Genomic DNA, 15,730 nt, shown 5'->3' with positions numbered 1-15,730 from the left:
AGAAGTCTTTTCATTACTCACCCGTTTTAGAGATGAGCTCTTCCATTTCTTTTAATTTTTCTTCGAACAATTGACATGCTGCTTCGATTGGTTCTTTGGAAGCCATATCAACACCTGCTTTTTTCAGCACATTGATTGGATAATCAGAGCTTCCTGCTTTAAGGAAGTCTGTGTAGCGCTCCACCGCAGGTTTTCCTTCTTCTAAGATTTGCTTGCTTAATGCCTGTGCTGCACTATAGCCTGTTGCATATTGATATACATAATAGTTGTAATAGAAGTGAGGGATTCTCGTCCATTCTAATCCGATTTCTTTATCCACAACCATGCCGTCTCCAAAATACTTCTTGTTCAGGTCGTAATAGAGGTTCGTCATGAATTCTGGCGTTAAAGCCTCTCCTTCTTGTGCTTTCACATGAATCAGATGCTCAAACTCAGCAAACATCGTCTGTCTGAATACCGTTCCTCTAAATCCTTCTAGCAAGTGATTTAACACATACAAACGCTGTTTTTTATCATCTAGATGATTCAGCAGGTATTCGCCAAGTAACGCTTCATTTGTCGTAGAAGCTACTTCAGCTACAAAGATGCTATAGTTTCCATACGGATATGGCTGATGCTTTCTTGTATAGTAGCTGTGGACAGAGTGCCCAAATTCATGAGCCAGTGTAAATAAATTATCAATGTTATTTTGCCAGTTCATGAGGATATATGGATTTGTGCCATAGCTTCCAGATGAATACGCACCGCTACGTTTCCCTTTATTCTCATAAACGTCCACCCAGCGATTATTGAGTCCCTCTTTTAACACAGATACATATTCTTCTCCTAATGGTGCTAACCCTTTTAGCATATAATCCTTTGCTTCATCGTAGGTTAGCTTCATGCCAGCATCTTTTACAAGTGGCGTATACAAGTCATAGTTATGCACTTCATCAAGCTTTAATACCTTTTTACGCAATTCAATATAACGGTGTAATAACGGTAAATATTGATGAACGGTATCAATTAGATTGTCATATACTTCTTCTGGAATACTGTTCCGAGATAGTGCTGATTCTCTTGCCGATTTATAATTTCGTACTTTTGCATAAAAATTATCCTTTTTAATCGAACCGCTCAGTGTCGAAGCAAGAGTGTTTTTATACTGATCATACGTTTTATACACAGCTTTAAAAGCATTCTTTCTCACTTCACGGTCATCACTGTTTAAAAATGTAATAAAGTTGCCGTGGGTAATCTTCTTTTCTTCCCCATTTTCATCCTTTACAGAAGGGAACGAAATATCAGCATTGTTAAACATACTAAAAGTAGTAGATGAAGTTGAGAGAGGTTCAGATGCCTCAGCTAATAAAGCCTCTTGATCCTCACTTAAAATATGTGGTCGTTCTTTATTAATTTCTTCAAGAGCATGGGAATACAGTTTTAATTCTTCTTTTTCCAAAATAAACTGCTGCAATTTATCTTCTTGAATCGATAAAATCTCTGGAACAATATAAGCAGAAGTACTAGAGAGTTGTGTAAATAAATTCGATGCTTTATCATTCAGCGCTTGAAATGATGAGTTCGTTGTATCCTCATCGTATTTCATGTGCGCATATGTATAAAGCTTACCAAGCTTTTCAGAAAGCTGATCCTGAAAGGTTAGGGCTTCATACAGTACATCAGCAGAATGGGCGAGCTTGCCTTTAAATTGGGCGAGCTTAGGAATTTCTTTTTTGACCGCTTCGAATTCCTTGTTCCATGCATCGACGCTTTCAAAAATATCTTCAAGCCGCCATTTGTTTTCTTCTTTTACTTCGCTTCTGTCTGGTAAATGGTTGTTTTTGCTTTGTGAAGTCATATGAATCCCCCTTGCATAAGTTGTGTTGAACCAACCTTTCGGAAAGTGAAAGAAATTGGTGTTGTATTTATCTTCTTTGTTTTGAACTATATTTGTCAAATCATATGCAGAAATAAATACCAAACAGACTAAAAAAATGAGAAAAAAGCGTTTCTTTCTATTCAATCGCAGCACCACCTTTTTCTTATCATGATCAAAGTGGGCATGAAACATGCTAATGAAATAAGAAAGCATCTCGTTTGAACGCTTCATCTACTGTTTGTATCGGCATTTGTTTTGACACTACTTCATAATTACCCTCTTTCGTCATATGCAAAAACCCTTGTCTGACAAGCGCATGAACATATGAGGTGATAACCTCTTTTATTTCTTCTATTGAAACATCGCCATATCGAAGCTTTACTTCTTTCATCTGGATACACCGCTTCATTTCTTTCATCAGCAGTTGAATCGTCACTGGACTGCTACCTTTTTTTCTTATGATCCAATCATATAGACACCCCTGCCAGACATAAACGGGGCTTGTAAAGATGTACGCTTCTGGCAGCGGGATAAATAATTCAGCCGGCAGAAAAGGGAAAGCTGTTTGATGATGCTCATAAAAAACGTCTCTTAATCGTTTGCTTTCATTTGATAAAATACGAGGTGGCCGCTGTCTAAATTGCTGTATACATCTTAGCCATTGCTTGGAGACTTGGCGCTTGCTTGAGGGCTGCGATAGGATATCTGAAAATTGGCGGTATGCTGTTGGCGATCTGACAGTCATAACGGCACATATTTTTGTTGGTTGAAATACAAGGAATTGAGCAAGATGGATGAATCGATTCTGAAGCGGACAGTAAAAAATCAGACCCCCTTTCTTTGATTCCCTCAACATTCCCCAATGAATGGAGGAGAAGGAAAAGAGCTGGGCAGATTTTCGCTTTAAACGATTTGCTCCTATGACCCATATAGGGAAGTGCCCTGCTTGACGGAGTCCTGCTGTCCTTTTACGTAGCTCTTGCCGCGAAATATTTGAGCATTGATATTCGATTGCATAGCTTGTTCCTCCAATAGAGACGGCCACGTCAGGACGCTGATGAACCTTTGACACATACTTTTCAAGCACCGGTTTATGCCCAAGCCGCTGAAGCCAATTCATAATGGCTTCTTTTCCCGCCTGATGATAAGCCGTTTCGCCTGAGGCTAGTGGACATGCAGTGAGCTGTTTATGTGCAAAATGATAGACACGCTGTTCACCAAGCTTTAATTGCACTTCTTCCCTGCATTCTGGGCAGTAAAACTTGCACGTCGTCCTGACATGCTCCAGCCGGTTTTTAGATAAATGATGTGTAATACGAATAAGCTTTCCATTATCCATGATCGCTGTATTCATTCAGCTCGCCCCTTAGTCTTTGATGACCGTATTATAGCCTGTTCATCTATAAGAGAGCGAATAGGCAAAATGAACTTTTATGGTGTGAAAATATGATTTTACTGATGTTTTACTGAGGAAAATGAAAAACCCCCTCTGATAAAAAGGGGGGAAATACAATCTTTATAGTAATGGCGATAATAATCTTGCTGTTGATTCAAAGAGCCTTACCCTTAACGGTCTCTTTGCAAATTCTTCTGGGACTATCTCGTGTGACTGCTCTAAATCACCTAAGAAGTCGTTTACGAGCTTCTCAGTGCTTCTCGTTTTGTAGAGGAAGGCATTCACTTCAAAATTCAAATGAAAGCTTCTCATATCCATGTTGGCCGTTCCTATCGAAGCCAGCTCACTATCCACAATGATAAATTTACTATGCATAAAGCCTTGATCATATTCATACACCTTTGCCCCTGCTTCTAAAAGCTCCGGGAAGTATGAACGGGACGCATGGAAGACGATCCGTTTATCTGGATTCTTCGGGGCAATAATCCGTACGTCTACTCCGCTTAAAGCAGCAATTTTCAATGCAGACAAAATATCATCATCCGGCACAAAATATGGTGAAGCGATCCAAATAGACTTTTTGGCAGAGATAATCATGGAGAAAAAGAGATTTTTAATGACCTCCCACTGTTTATCAGGACCACCAGCAATCATTTGTACGCCTTCTGTTGTGCTTTCAAGATGGCTGAAATCTTTAAAGTAATCCACACCTGCGCATCTTTCATTCGTCATATAGTACCAATCCTGCATGAAAATCTGCTGCAGATCACGTACAGCTTCACCCTTAATCATCAAATGAGTGTCACGCCAAAAACCATATTGTCTGCTTCTGCCCAAATATTCGTCTCCAATGTTCAGCCCGCCAACAAATCCAACTTCTCCATCAATCACGACAATTTTTCTGTGATTTCGGAAATTGATTTTATTATTTAACAGAGGCAGCCTCACAGGTAAAAATGGAACGATCTGAACGCCAGCCTTTTCGAGGTCAGCAATATATTGTCGAGAGAGCTTCAAACTCCCTACATCGTCATATAAAAAGCGGACAATCACACCATTTTTCGCTTTATCAATGAGAATATCCTTTAATTCTTGTCCAAGGTCATCATGACGGAGAATATAATATTCTAAATGAATGTGATGTGTCGCCTTTTTAATTTCTTCAAAAATATGAGAGAATGTTTCTTCTCCATTGGTCAGGACTTTAGAGGACGTGCGATACGTAATAGGGGTATGTCCAAGTCTGTGGGCCAGCTTAAATAAGAGCTGCTGATGATCACCCATATGCGTCATTTTCTCAATCGCTTCTCTATGAATATGTTCATCTTCCTGGATTAACTGTTCGTCCAGGATGGCTTTCTTTTCAAACAGCCGGCGTTTTTTGATATTGCGTCCAAAGAAAATATAGAACAGAAAGCCGAATAACGGAAAGCTGCCAAGCAGGACAAGCCACGTTATCGTTTGAGATGGATTCCGGTTCTCCAAGAATATGACAAACCCGATGAAGATAATCGATAAAGTGAATAGAACACTGACAGAACTTAATACACTGACCGCTAAATCACCAGCAATTAATTGAATGACTAAATAAGCACCTATCGTAATGATAAGAAAAAATAGAACTTTAACTAAATTTCTCATTTCATTTTCTCCTTGCCGATCTCTTTATTTACCTATTCATTCAGATAAAAAAGCCGATTCCTCTATAGAAATCGACTTTTGTTGGTTACGAGAAGTGCTGTTGAATCGTTTCAAGGGCATTTCCTTCGATAATCAGCTGACCGTATTCTTTCAGTCTGTAAATGCTGACCACTGATTCATGAGCATATTCAAGCAAAATGCTGAGCTTATTCTCCACTTGCTCATCTGACAAATCCTCGTGGAAGTCAACATATAGATAATAACGGTTTTCAAACGAATATAAACTTGTGGTAAAATCCTGCATATTTAATTGAGAAAGTGCAATCAAATCTTCAAAGTCATCCATTTTCAACACAAATTGAAGTTGAAGTTTTTTGTCCTTCTCATTATGATCTTCTTGATCCTGCTCTTCTTTTTGAAAATCATCAAGCAGTGCATCTAGACTTTCTTCATCTGTTTGATCTTTTTTATCTTCTGGAATCGGCAATTCGAGCTTTTGTCCATCTTTAGAAAGTTGGGCTTTCGTCACGACAATTTCAAGACCTTTGTCAAGTGCCTGCACTTGAATCCAAAGCGGCCCCTCAACTGCAAATTCTTCTTCTTCGTGCACTTCGTCCATTACTTCCCAAAACAGCTCTTCACTGCGTTCACGATTATACCAAATCTCTTCACGGTCAAATCCGCGGTCTTCAATATCACCGTAGGAAATATAAAATTTCACTGTATGTTCATTAATTCTTTCGATTTCCATTTTGCCAACCTTCCCTTCTATATAAGATGTTGAAGGGACATACAAGCTCCCAATTAATAGTACTTTACTACACTTTACCCGTTCCGTCTACATGTTAACCTTTTAAAGAATTGAGGTATCACTTCGTACTGTCTATTTTATGATAAAACATGAATAAAAGAAATAAAAACGCATTTTTTGCAGAGAAAACTTACAGAAACATATATTTGAATTGTCCTCATATATTGGTTGTACGAGCTCTATTAGACATGAGGTGAAATGGATGGAAACAGAGTGGATCATATCCTTACTGATGATTATTGGCATTGATCTGATTTTAGGCGGAGATAACGCATTGATCATTGCGATGGCTAGCCGCAGCTTGTCAAATGACAAACGGAATAAAGCCATATGGATCGGCACACTTTTGGCCGTGCTGATGAGAATTACAATGACAGGTGCCGCAGTTTATTTATTGACCATCCCTTATTTACAATTTATCGGCGGACTTTTTCTCCTTTATATAGGATACAATTTGTTAATTGAACAAAAGAAAGAATCGATTCGCATTAAAAGCAGCGGCTCCCTTTGGCGTGCGATTCAGACCATTGTGATTGCCGACCTCTTTATGTCACTTGATAATGTGATTGCAGTTGCAGGGGCGGCAAAAGGCAACATGCTGCTGACTGCTTTTGGCCTGATGATTTCAGTACCGATTATTATTTGGGGAAGTAAACTGATTCATACCGCTCTAACCAAATTTCCGTATCTTTTATACGGAGGAAGTGCTCTTTTGGCTTTTACTGGCGGTGAAATGATTGTTCGTGATGTGAAATTGAATGAATTTATGGCTCAGCATGCGACTCTTGAATTGATGCTTCCGTTTTTAACAGTCGTCATGGTCATTTTAGCCAGCCTGTTTTACGAACAAACGGCTGAAAATAAATAAAAAAAGCTGCCAAATCATCGGCAGCTTTTCGTTTTTTCTATTAGTTAGCAAGTCGCTGAGCTTCTCTTAGTTGGAATGTACGAACCGTTCTTGGAAGGAAACGTCTAATTTCATCTTCATTGTAGCCAACTTGTAGTCTTTTTTCATCCAAGATAATTGGACGTCTTAAAAGACCTGGATGCTCATTGATTAGTTTATACAATTGTTGGAGAGGCATTGTCTCAACATTCACATTTAGCTTTTGGAATACTTTTGAACGTGTTGAGATAATTTCATCTGTACCGTCTTCAGTCATTCGAAGAATTTCTTTGATTTCATCGATTGAAAGAGGCTCTGAAAAGATGTTTCTCTCTTGATACGGAATATTGTGCTCTTCTAACCACGCTCTTGCTTTTCTACATGATGTACAGCTTGGTGATGTGTATAATGTTACCATAAATCTTCACTCCTCAATTTGTAGAATGAATATTGATCTGTATTCTTAAATTAAAATTGTTCTAAATAAGTAATCTTTATAGTGATTATACTATAAAAAAGTAAGTGTGAACAGATTTTCTTGCAATTTTTGTGACAAAAACTAGACAATTTCATTCATTTTCTCGTGTTGCTTGATGTCTGAACATTCTCATTTAGTCGAGATGATCGAAAATATTTTTTTGTTTTCTATTTTCAATGACCTTCAATACATCATCTACATCTTCATACGACTGCCCATACCATTCTTCATCTTTATACGTATGGATTCGTTCATAGGTTTTCCTCATTGCCTCCATCATTTCTTCTTCATTATCTGTAAGAGGCGACCAATAAAGGATTTCCATGCGGTTCACTTCATTTGTTGCAAGTGACCTGCGTTTATAACCGATTGATTCTGCATGCTTGAAGTGCTCTCTTTGGTAAAACTTTAGGCGTTTTGCAGTATCTGCATCATCTTCATCTACAGGCTCAACCTCAAGCAAGATCGGTTTCTTTTTTTCCTTCAGCTTATGAATGAGCTTTGATCCGAGGCCTTCACCTCTTGCATCTCTGGAAACAAATAAATAATCAATAAAGATAAAATTATCAAATTCGGCGTACATCATCACATGATGAGATCCTTCCTCCTTATGATAAACATCACTTCTTTCCTTTAATAAAGCTTCCATATGCTCTTTTGACTTCATTTCTTCTATCGGGAAGTATTCACTGAGCTTTTCATACCAATTCATGGATCCGCTCCTTATGATATCGTTAAGAACCACTTCCTTAGATATTCCCGATTTCCTGCTATTTAAACGCCTGTACTAGTAAGACGCAACAAAGTCTCCTCTAGTTTCACTTTTTTTCAAACAACAGAAAAAAGTTTTATATCGAATGTTCCATGAGTAATTGAAAACAGACAAACAGGATGAGTGTCATCCCGGCTTGAAACATGATGAAATAAAGATACTTCCTGCGACGTGCTTCCTCTTTCTGATTGCTTGTTTTCCGGTGAAGCATATATTCCACGGAAAAAGACACGATGCCAATGAGCACCATAAATATGAGCATCCACTGTCCTCCATTTGGCTTTCTCAAAAATGACGTTGAAAAAAGCATGAATACAATGAGAAAGTGAAAGAATGAATAGCGAAACGTCTTCCATATCGACATCTGATTTCCTCCTAGAACCCGCTTGTTGTTAACTAGAAATTACCATCATCTTGTTTTTTTGTAAAATAAAAAAAGAAGCACTGACATAGCAGCGCTTCTTCCTTCTTATCATTGTTTTGCCTGAAGCTCTTTGAATTCTTCCTCTGTGCAGCTCACAAAGTGACCTGGCTTCACTTCACGGAACTCAGTGTTTGTTCCTTTGTGAACAGATGGATCATACTTGATCCGTTTGCGGTTACGCTCATAATCTGGATCTGGAAGCGGAATCGCAGATAATAATGATTTTGTATATGGATGAAGCGGGTTTTCGTATAATTCATTCGCTGGTGCCAGCTCTACCAATTTCCCGAAATACATCACGCCAATACGATCGCTGATGTATTTTACCATGGACAGGTCATGGGCAATGAATAAGTACGTTAACCCTTTTTCTTCTTGAAGCTCTTTCATTAAGTTGACGACCTGTGCTTGGATCGACACATCTAATGCAGAGATTGGTTCATCGGCAATGATAAAATCTGGTTCAACTGCTAATGCACGGGCAATCCCGATACGCTGCCTTTGACCACCTGAGAATTCATGCGGATATCTGTTTGCATGCTCTTTGTTCAAGCCAACAGTTTCAAGCAATTGGTACACACGCTCTTTACGTGCTTTCTTTGTTTTCGCAAGACCATGAATGTCGATGCCTTCTGCAATGATATCAAGCACTGTCATTCTAGGGTTCAGTGAGGCATATGGATCTTGGAAGATCATCTGCATTTGACGGTTGAACTCAAGCATTTTTTGTCTTGATTTCTTCCCGTGTACACTTTCCCCTTTATAAAGAACCTCACCATCTGTCGCATCATAAAGCCTAATGATGGAACGGCCCGTAGTGGATTTACCACATCCAGACTCACCTACAAGGCCTAGTGTTTCACCTTTGTAAATATCAAATGAAACGCCGTCAACTGCTTTCACCGTTCCTCTTGCTGTATGGAAATGCTGCTTTAAATTTTTGATTTCTAACAGTTTTTCTGCCATGCTATTCACCCTCTTTTACTAATACAGGTTTTTCGTAGCTACCTTCTAGTTCACGCATTCTCGCCTTTACAGAAGCAGGCGGTTCAACTTTAGGTGCATTCGGATGAAGTAGCCATGATTTCACATAATGCGTATCTGATACTTTGAACATTGGCGGTTCTTGTTCAAAGTCAATTTTCATTGCATAATCGCTTCGGAGTGCAAATGCATCTCCTTTCGGCGGGTTTGTCAGATCTGGCGGTGTTCCTGGGATTGCAGTCAGCTTTCCTTCATCTCCGCCATCTGTATCAAGGCTTGGCATTGACGCTAATAGTCCCCATGTATACGGATGTTGTGGATTGTAGAAAATTTCATCAACCGTTCCTGTCTCAACAATCTGACCTGCATACATAACAGCTACACGATCAGCGACGTTGGCGACAACACCTAGATCATGTGTAATAAAGATAATTGACGTTTCAACCTTTTGCTGAATTTCTTTCATTAATTCTAAAATTTGCGCCTGAATCGTTACATCTAGTGCTGTCGTCGGCTCATCGGCAATCAATAGCTTTGGGTCTGCTGCAAGTGCCATCGCAATGACAACCCTTTGTCTCATCCCGCCACTAAATTCGTGTGGGTATTGTTTGATTCTTTTTTCAGGCATTGCAATTCCAACAAGCTCCAGTAATTCAATGGCTCTTTTTTCAGCCGCTTCTTTTGAAATTTGTTCGTGCTTAAACAGCACTTCTGTAATTTGTTTCCCGACCTTCATCGTTGGATTCAAAGAAGTCATTGGATCTTGGAAGATCATTGAAATGTCTTTACCTCGAATGTTTTGCATTTGTTTTTCAGTTTTCTTGACAATATCTTGCCCATCAAACAGGATCTGTCCGCGCTTGAAATAACCCGGCGGCATCGGAATTAATCTCATGATGGCCTGTGATGTCACACTTTTACCAGAGCCAGATTCACCTACAATAGCAAGTGTCTCGCCTTTATTTAAGTGGAAGTTCACACCACGAATGGCTTGAACCTCTCCACCATATGTTTTAAATGAGATTGCAAGGTCTTTCACCTCTAGAATACGTTCACGTTCCATCCTAATCACTCCTTATTTACGCAACTTCGGATCTAAAGCGTCTCTTAGTCCGTCTCCAACCACGTTAAAACCAAACATTGTAATACAGATAAATGCGGCTGGGAACCATAATCTCCACGGGTAGTACGTCATGGCTGGAATTCCGTCAGACGCCATTGTTCCCCAGCTCGCTAATGGCTGAGGTACACCAAGCCCTAGATAGCTTAAGAATGCCTCTGTAAAAATAGCAGAAGGAATGGTTAATGTCATCGTCACAAGAATTGGTCCCATTGAGTTTGGAATTAAGTGTTTAAATAAAAGTCTAGATGTTTTCGCACCTAATGTTTGTGCGGCAAGAACGTACTCTTGACTCTTCAATTGTAAAACCTGTCCCCGAACGATACGTGCCATGTTGATCCAGCCTACGACTGTCATGGCAAGGATAATCGTTAATAATCCTTTTGGCAGAACAACCATCATTAAGATGACCATTAGTAGTGTTGGAATTGCCCATAAAACGTCAGCAATACGCATCATCACTTCATCTGTACGGCCGCCTTTGAATGCTGCAATACTTCCCCAGATAATCCCGATGATGACGTCAAGAACAGCTGCAGCAAGACCGATGAAGATCGAAATTCTTGCCCCGACCCATGTACGGACAAACATGTCACGTCCTAAATCATCTGTACCGAACCAGTGCTCTTTTGAAGGCGGCTGGTCCGCATTCAGTAAATCAGTCGTTGAATAATCATACTTAGAAAAAATCGGAACAAAGATGGCCAACATCACAATAATAAAAATGATTGTAAGACCAACCATTGCAAGTTTATTTGCACGGAAGCGAAGCATAGCATCCTTCCATAAAGATAGACTAGGTTTAGAAATTTTTTCGGATTCTGCTGCGTCAGCTGTCGCAGGAACAAATAAATCTTTTCTCATCTCTTCCATGTGTTAGACCCCTTTCTTCGCCTTCGTCAGTTTAATTCTAGGATCGATAATACCGTAGAGGACGTCAACGACTAAAATACTAATTAATAGAATAATACTGTAGAAGACTGTGACACCCATGATGACGGTGTAATCACGGTTTGTAATACTTGTGACAAAGTGAGAGCCTAATCCAGGAATACCGAAAATCTTCTCCACGACAAAACTACCTGTTAAAACTGAAGCAGCCATTGGTCCCATATATGTAATGACAGGTAACAATGCGTTTCGAATGGCGTGTTTAATCGTCACAGCTGATTTCGTTAATCCTTTCGCTCTAGCCGTTCTAATGTAGTCACTGTTTAAAACTTCAAGCATACTTGACCGTGCAAGTCTAGCGATAAATGCCATAGGCATGAAGGAAAGTGCAATAGAAGGTAGTACGGTGCTGGCCCAAGACTCCCATCCTGCAACTGGGAAAATCGCTATAACGCTTGCCTCAGATGCAAATACATATTGTAGTAGCGCAGCTAAAATGAAACTTGGAACTGAAATCCCAAAGATCGTTAAAATGGCAATCGTATAGTCTTGCCACTTGTTATGATAGAGCGCTGCAAGGACCCCAAACAATACACCAAATGCTAATGCGAGGAGAATTGCCTCAATTCCGAGGGTAAAGGAAACGGGGAATCCAGAACTGATTAAGTCATTTACAGTTTGTCCTTTATATTTAAATGAGGGACCAAAATCTAATTTTGCAACTGAACCTAAGTAGCTTACATATTGAACAAATAAGGGCTTGTCCAACCCGTAGTGCTCGTTTAGGTTTGCTTCAATTTCAGCAGGAAGTTTCTTCTCACCAGAGAATGGACCACCCGGTGCTGCCTGCATGAGAAAGAAAGTTGCAGTTACAATAACAAACAGTGTGATTAAAATATATATTAATCGCTTACCGATATATTTAAGCAACGGAATTGCACCTCCATGATTTTACAACATTTTCTCTAATCAGCAAGAAAGGTATATGGAGAGACATCCTCCATATACCTTAAGATCCTTGCCGTAGATCTCTTACACTATGACTCTTACTTTTCGAAATGTGCCCATTTGTATTGTGCATCACCCAGTCCAGATACAACTACACCTTTTAGTTTTGGATCTTGCACCCAAAGCTGAGTATAGAAGTAAATTGGAGCGATAGGCATATCATTGATAAGAATTTTTTCTGCTTTTTTCAGCATTTCTTCACGCTTCGTTTTATCGGTTTCTTTCGCAGAATCATTCAATAATTGTTGGTACTCTTTGCTTTCCCATCCAGTATCATTGTTTCCACCGTCTTTATCTTTATAAAGCTCAAGGAAGTTCACTGGATCGTTGAAGTCACCTAACCAGCCCATACGTCCAATTTGGTAATCTCCACTGTGAAGTTTATCGATGTAAACATTCCACTCAGAGTTATCAAGTTCTACTTTTAAACCTAAGTCTTTCTTCCACATTTCTTGAATTGCTTGTGCAATCTTTTGGTGAGCTTCATCTGTGTTGTAAGACAACTTCAATGTTGGAAGATCAGAAACTGATTTATAACCTAATTCTTTTGCACCTTTTTCAAGAAGATCTTTCGCTGCCGTTACATCATGATCTTTGAAGTATCCAGTTTTGTTGTCCTCAAAACCTTCCATTGTTGGAGGCACGATTGCCATAGCTGGAACTTGTTCACCTTGCGTAATTTTGTCGACAATCGCTTGACGATTAATTGAGTAAGCAAGTGCCTTACGGATGTTTGCATTGTTTAAAGGTTTTACTTCAGTGTTAAATTTATAATTATAAACACCTGCAATCGTTTGGATCTTAAGATTACCTTTATTTTTCAATGATTTTAGAGACTCAGTAGGAAGGTTACCAGTTGGAGAACCAGCCCAGTCAAGCTCGCCTTTTTCGAACATGCTAAGCTCAGTGTTTGTATCTTTGATCATAGACATGTTAATCTTTTTCAATTTCACAGTATCTTTATCCCAGTATTCATTGTTCTTTTCAAGCGTGATAGAACCGCCATGTTTCCATTTAGTAAGAGCAAATGGTCCGTTAGATACGTAGTTTTCACCAGCATTTGTGTACCAGTTTTTATTCTTTTCAGCCACTTTTTTGTTGACTGGCATATACGTATAGAATGCAGTTAGTTCAGTAAAGAACGGTGTTGGGTTCTCTAGCTCAACTACAAGCGTCTTGTCGTCTTTAGCTTTCACACCAACATCAGAAGTTTTTGCTTCTCCTTTGTTCGCTGCTTCAGCACCTTTAATATAGTAAAGCTGGTAAGCATATTGAGATTCATTTTTAGGATCTAATGCCCATTTCCAAGCATATTCGAAATCTTCTGCTTTAACAGGGTCACCATTAGACCATTTTGCATCACGAATTGTGAATGTGTATGTTTTACCATCAGCACTTGTTTTGATATCAGAAGCCATTGCATTTTCCGGCTTACCTTCAGCGTTAATTCTTGTTAATCCCTCAAAAGTCTGACGAATGACACTTCCTGAAGTTGAATCATTTGCCAATCCCGGATGTAGAGAAAAAGGCTCAGTGGAGATATTCACATTTAGTGTTGTTTTAGCCTCTCCAGAACTGCTCGTGCTGTCGCCTGATTTGTTTCCGCTGAAACCACAAGCGCTTAATACAAGTGTGAAAATAAGCATTAAAGTAACAACAGACCAACGCTTTTTCAACTGTATTCCCCCTTATAATATGTTTTAGTTCAAAGGTCTCGATAGAAGATGAGATTCAGATTTAAGAAATAGCGTAAAAAAGTCCCTAAATAGCTTACTTTCTATTTCTTTTGTTTTTTCTGAATTTTCACTATGTAAAGAGCCTAGCACAAACGTGTGAACAAATTAATTATAATGAATAGAATAATTTATTGCAATATCAATTTCATATATTTTTAAAAAACGTAAATGGGGATAAAGAGGGATTTTTATAAACTAAAGTCTCAATCACTTCAACAAATTAAAGCGGAAATTGATTAAAATAATTTAACAAATTCAGCAGGAATAATGTTTTATACATATAATTAATCATCCCTTTTTAAAAAATTCTGACAGATTGTTGGTATTTTACCTAAAATTTTAAGTGTCAAACGACATGATGAGAAGGTCACATAAGGGGCTTCGTGACTTTTTTATGGTCATCCTTTATAATAGATAGACATACTGTTGCGATGAAAAAGAAGAGTACATATATTCACCATTAACAGAGAGTCTGCGGCCGGTGCGAGCAGACAATGGCATATATGGAATGGGCTTTGGAGCAGCTAACCGAACACTTTTGAAAGTAAGTAGGCTTAGACGGAGCAGTCTCCGATATCAACGTCTTGAGTGATTTCCATGTGAAATAACAAGGGTGGTACCACGGTTCATTCGTCCCTTTTCTGTTGAAAAGTGACGGGTGGGCCTTTTTATATTGAGGAAAAGAGGTTTTAGTATGACAAAGAAGACGATTTTTTCAGGCATTCAGCCGAGCGGTTCGGTCACATTGGGGAACTATATTGGAGCGATGAAGCAATTTGTCGATCTCCAGCATGATTATAATGGCTACTTTTGTGTAGTCGATCAGCATGCCATCACGGTGAATCAGGATCGTTTAGCCCTTCGACAAAATATTAGAAGCTTAGCAGCTCTGTATTTAGCAGTGGGACTTGATCCTGAGAAGGCGACATTGTTTATCCAATCAGAGGTACCTGCTCACGCCCAGGCAGGATGGATGCTGCAATGTGTTGCTTATATTGGGGAATTAGAGAGAATGACCCAATTTAAGGATAAATCCGCTGGTAAGGAAGCGGTTGTTTCAGGACTATTAACGTATCCTCCATTAATGGCTGGCGATATCTTATTATATGGTACTGATTTAGTTCCTGTCGGAGAAGATCAAAAACAGCATCTTGAATTGACTAGAACGCTTGCTGAACGTTTTAACCGAAAATACAATGACATTTTCACTGTACCTGAAGTGAAGATTCCAAAAGAAGGCGCTCGGATTATGTCTTTAGCAGATCCAACGAAAAAGATGAGCAAATCCGATCCGAACCAAAAATCCTTCATTACTTTATTAGATGAACCAAAGCAGCTTGAAAAGAAAATCAAAAGTGCTGTGACGGATTCAGAAGGTATCGTTAAGTATGACAAAGAGAACAAGCCTGGAATTGCCAACTTGCTGACGATTTACTCTGTATTAGGTAACATATCGATTGCAGAGCTTGAGCAAAAGTATGAAGGCAAAGGGTATGGTGAGTTTAAGGGAGATCTTGCGAACGTCGTCGTTGATGCTTTAAAACCAATTCAAGATCGATACTATGAGCTCTTTGAGTCAGACGAGCTTGATCGTATTCTTGACGAAGGTGCTGAAAAAGCAAACCGCGCAGCAAATAAAATGCTGAAAAAAATGGAGAATGCAATGGGTCTTGGCAGAAAACGCAAATAAAAAAGGCTTGCAGCACATCACGCTGCAAGCTT

The 15,730-nt window shown here is 39.2% G+C and carries 14 protein-coding genes, 1 pseudogene and 1 other annotated feature; of the genes and pseudogenes, 2 read left to right on the top strand and 13 right to left on the bottom strand.

From position 1 onward, the window contains the following. Nucleotides 1-13 precede the first annotated feature (13 nt). From pepF to SB660_RS13795, 5 genes and pseudogenes are all read right to left on the bottom strand, one after another. On the bottom strand, nt 14-1,840 hold the full coding sequence (gene pepF / locus SB660_RS13815; RefSeq protein ID WP_410582958.1) for an oligoendopeptidase F: 1,827 nt from the start codon (nt 1,838-1,840) through the stop codon (nt 14-16). A gap of 214 nt (nt 1,841-2,054) precedes the next feature. Continuing rightward, nucleotides 2,055-3,215 (bottom strand): competence protein CoiA, encoded by a 1,161-nt coding sequence (locus SB660_RS13810; protein ID WP_410582956.1) that lies wholly within the window; start codon nt 3,213-3,215, stop codon nt 2,055-2,057. Between the two features lie 162 nt (nt 3,216-3,377). Next, a complete protein-coding gene (gene cls / locus SB660_RS13805; protein ID WP_058014293.1) occupies nt 3,378-4,898 on the bottom strand; it encodes a cardiolipin synthase in 1,521 nt (506 codons plus the stop codon). Between the two features lie 85 nt (nt 4,899-4,983). Continuing rightward, entirely contained in the window at nt 4,984-5,649 is a 666-nt protein-coding gene (gene mecA, locus SB660_RS13800; protein ID WP_012009573.1) for an adaptor protein MecA, read from the bottom strand. Beyond that, nucleotides 5,616-5,736, bottom strand: a pseudogene (locus SB660_RS13795) (hypothetical protein); the annotation flags it as partial. The gene mecA and the pseudogene SB660_RS13795, both read right to left, overlap by 34 nt. A gap of 175 nt (nt 5,737-5,911) precedes the next feature. Between SB660_RS13795 and SB660_RS13790 the strand changes: the two are divergent. Next, nucleotides 5,912-6,577, top strand: a complete 666-nt coding sequence (locus SB660_RS13790; RefSeq protein ID WP_410582953.1) for a TerC family protein — start codon at nt 5,912-5,914, stop codon at nt 6,575-6,577. A 40-nt stretch (nt 6,578-6,617) separates the two neighbouring features. On the opposite strand, the gene spxA is transcribed toward SB660_RS13790, so the two are convergent. From spxA to SB660_RS13750, 8 genes are all read right to left on the bottom strand, one after another. Continuing rightward, entirely contained in the window at nt 6,618-7,013 is a 396-nt protein-coding gene (gene spxA / locus SB660_RS13785) for a transcriptional regulator SpxA (protein ID WP_003211421.1), read from the bottom strand. Nucleotides 7,014-7,206: 193 nt separating this feature from the next. After that, nucleotides 7,207-7,785 (bottom strand): GNAT family N-acetyltransferase, encoded by a 579-nt coding sequence (locus SB660_RS13780; RefSeq protein ID WP_410582951.1) that lies wholly within the window; start codon nt 7,783-7,785, stop codon nt 7,207-7,209. 136 nt (nt 7,786-7,921) lie between these two features. After that, on the bottom strand, nt 7,922-8,209 hold the full coding sequence (locus tag SB660_RS13775) for a hypothetical protein (RefSeq protein ID WP_410582949.1): 288 nt from the start codon (nt 8,207-8,209) through the stop codon (nt 7,922-7,924). Nucleotides 8,210-8,317: 108 nt separating this feature from the next. After that, nucleotides 8,318-9,235 (bottom strand): ABC transporter ATP-binding protein, encoded by a 918-nt coding sequence (locus SB660_RS13770; protein WP_410582947.1) that lies wholly within the window; start codon nt 9,233-9,235, stop codon nt 8,318-8,320. A gap of 1 nt (nt 9,236) precedes the next feature. Then, complete coding sequence (locus SB660_RS13765; RefSeq protein ID WP_058014298.1) at nt 9,237-10,316, bottom strand: ABC transporter ATP-binding protein; 1,080 nt, start codon at nt 10,314-10,316, stop codon at nt 9,237-9,239. A 12-nt stretch (nt 10,317-10,328) separates the two neighbouring features. Continuing rightward, nucleotides 10,329-11,246 (bottom strand): ABC transporter permease, encoded by a 918-nt coding sequence (locus SB660_RS13760; protein WP_058014299.1) that lies wholly within the window; start codon nt 11,244-11,246, stop codon nt 10,329-10,331. A gap of 3 nt (nt 11,247-11,249) precedes the next feature. Next, nucleotides 11,250-12,194 (bottom strand): ABC transporter permease, encoded by a 945-nt coding sequence (locus SB660_RS13755; RefSeq protein ID WP_044139932.1) that lies wholly within the window; start codon nt 12,192-12,194, stop codon nt 11,250-11,252. A 116-nt stretch (nt 12,195-12,310) separates the two neighbouring features. Continuing rightward, the gene (locus tag SB660_RS13750; protein ID WP_106072468.1) at nt 12,311-13,948 is read right to left on the bottom strand and encodes a peptide ABC transporter substrate-binding protein; all 1,638 of its coding nucleotides are present in this window, start codon (nt 13,946-13,948) and stop codon (nt 12,311-12,313) included. Between the two features lie 482 nt (nt 13,949-14,430). Beyond that, nucleotides 14,431-14,649 (top strand) — a binding site (T-box leader). 53 nt (nt 14,650-14,702) lie between these two features. Here SB660_RS13750 and trpS point away from each other — a divergent pair. Continuing rightward, entirely contained in the window at nt 14,703-15,698 is a 996-nt protein-coding gene (gene trpS / locus SB660_RS13745) for a tryptophan--tRNA ligase (protein WP_410582943.1), read from the top strand. Nucleotides 15,699-15,730: the final 32 nt, after the last annotated feature.

It is taken from the genome of Bacillus sp. SIMBA_005, from assembly GCF_046535585.1.
In the GTDB taxonomy this organism is placed as follows: domain Bacteria; phylum Bacillota; class Bacilli; order Bacillales; family Bacillaceae; genus Bacillus; species Bacillus pumilus.
This window is presented reverse-complemented; position numbering and strand designations above follow the sequence as displayed.

What these genes read in the sequence shown, in the direction of transcription:
- mecA (WP_012009573.1), bottom strand. Translation starts at nt 5,649, where the DNA reads ATGGAAATCGAAAGAATTAATGAACATACAGTGAAATTTTATATTTCC.
- SB660_RS13760 (WP_058014299.1), bottom strand. Translation starts at nt 11,246, where the DNA reads ATGGAAGAGATGAGAAAAGATTTATTTGTTCCTGCGACAGCTGACGCA.
- SB660_RS13810 (WP_410582956.1), bottom strand. Translation starts at nt 3,215, where the DNA reads ATGAATACAGCGATCATGGATAATGGAAAGCTTATTCGTATTACACAT.
- cls (WP_058014293.1), bottom strand. Translation starts at nt 4,898, where the DNA reads ATGAGAAATTTAGTTAAAGTTCTATTTTTTCTTATCATTACGATAGGT.
- SB660_RS13770 (WP_410582947.1), bottom strand. Translation starts at nt 9,235, where the DNA reads ATGGCAGAAAAACTGTTAGAAATCAAAAATTTAAAGCAGCATTTCCAT.
- spxA (WP_003211421.1), bottom strand. Translation starts at nt 7,013, where the DNA reads ATGGTAACATTATACACATCACCAAGCTGTACATCATGTAGAAAAGCA.
- SB660_RS13765 (WP_058014298.1), bottom strand. Translation starts at nt 10,316, where the DNA reads ATGGAACGTGAACGTATTCTAGAGGTGAAAGACCTTGCAATCTCATTT.
- SB660_RS13780 (WP_410582951.1), bottom strand. Translation starts at nt 7,785, where the DNA reads ATGAATTGGTATGAAAAGCTCAGTGAATACTTCCCGATAGAAGAAATG.
- trpS (WP_410582943.1), top strand. Translation starts at nt 14,703, where the DNA reads ATGACAAAGAAGACGATTTTTTCAGGCATTCAGCCGAGCGGTTCGGTC.
- SB660_RS13790 (WP_410582953.1), top strand. Translation starts at nt 5,912, where the DNA reads ATGGAAACAGAGTGGATCATATCCTTACTGATGATTATTGGCATTGAT.
- pepF (WP_410582958.1), bottom strand. Translation starts at nt 1,840, where the DNA reads ATGACTTCACAAAGCAAAAACAACCATTTACCAGACAGAAGCGAAGTA.
- SB660_RS13775 (WP_410582949.1), bottom strand. Translation starts at nt 8,209, where the DNA reads ATGTCGATATGGAAGACGTTTCGCTATTCATTCTTTCACTTTCTCATT.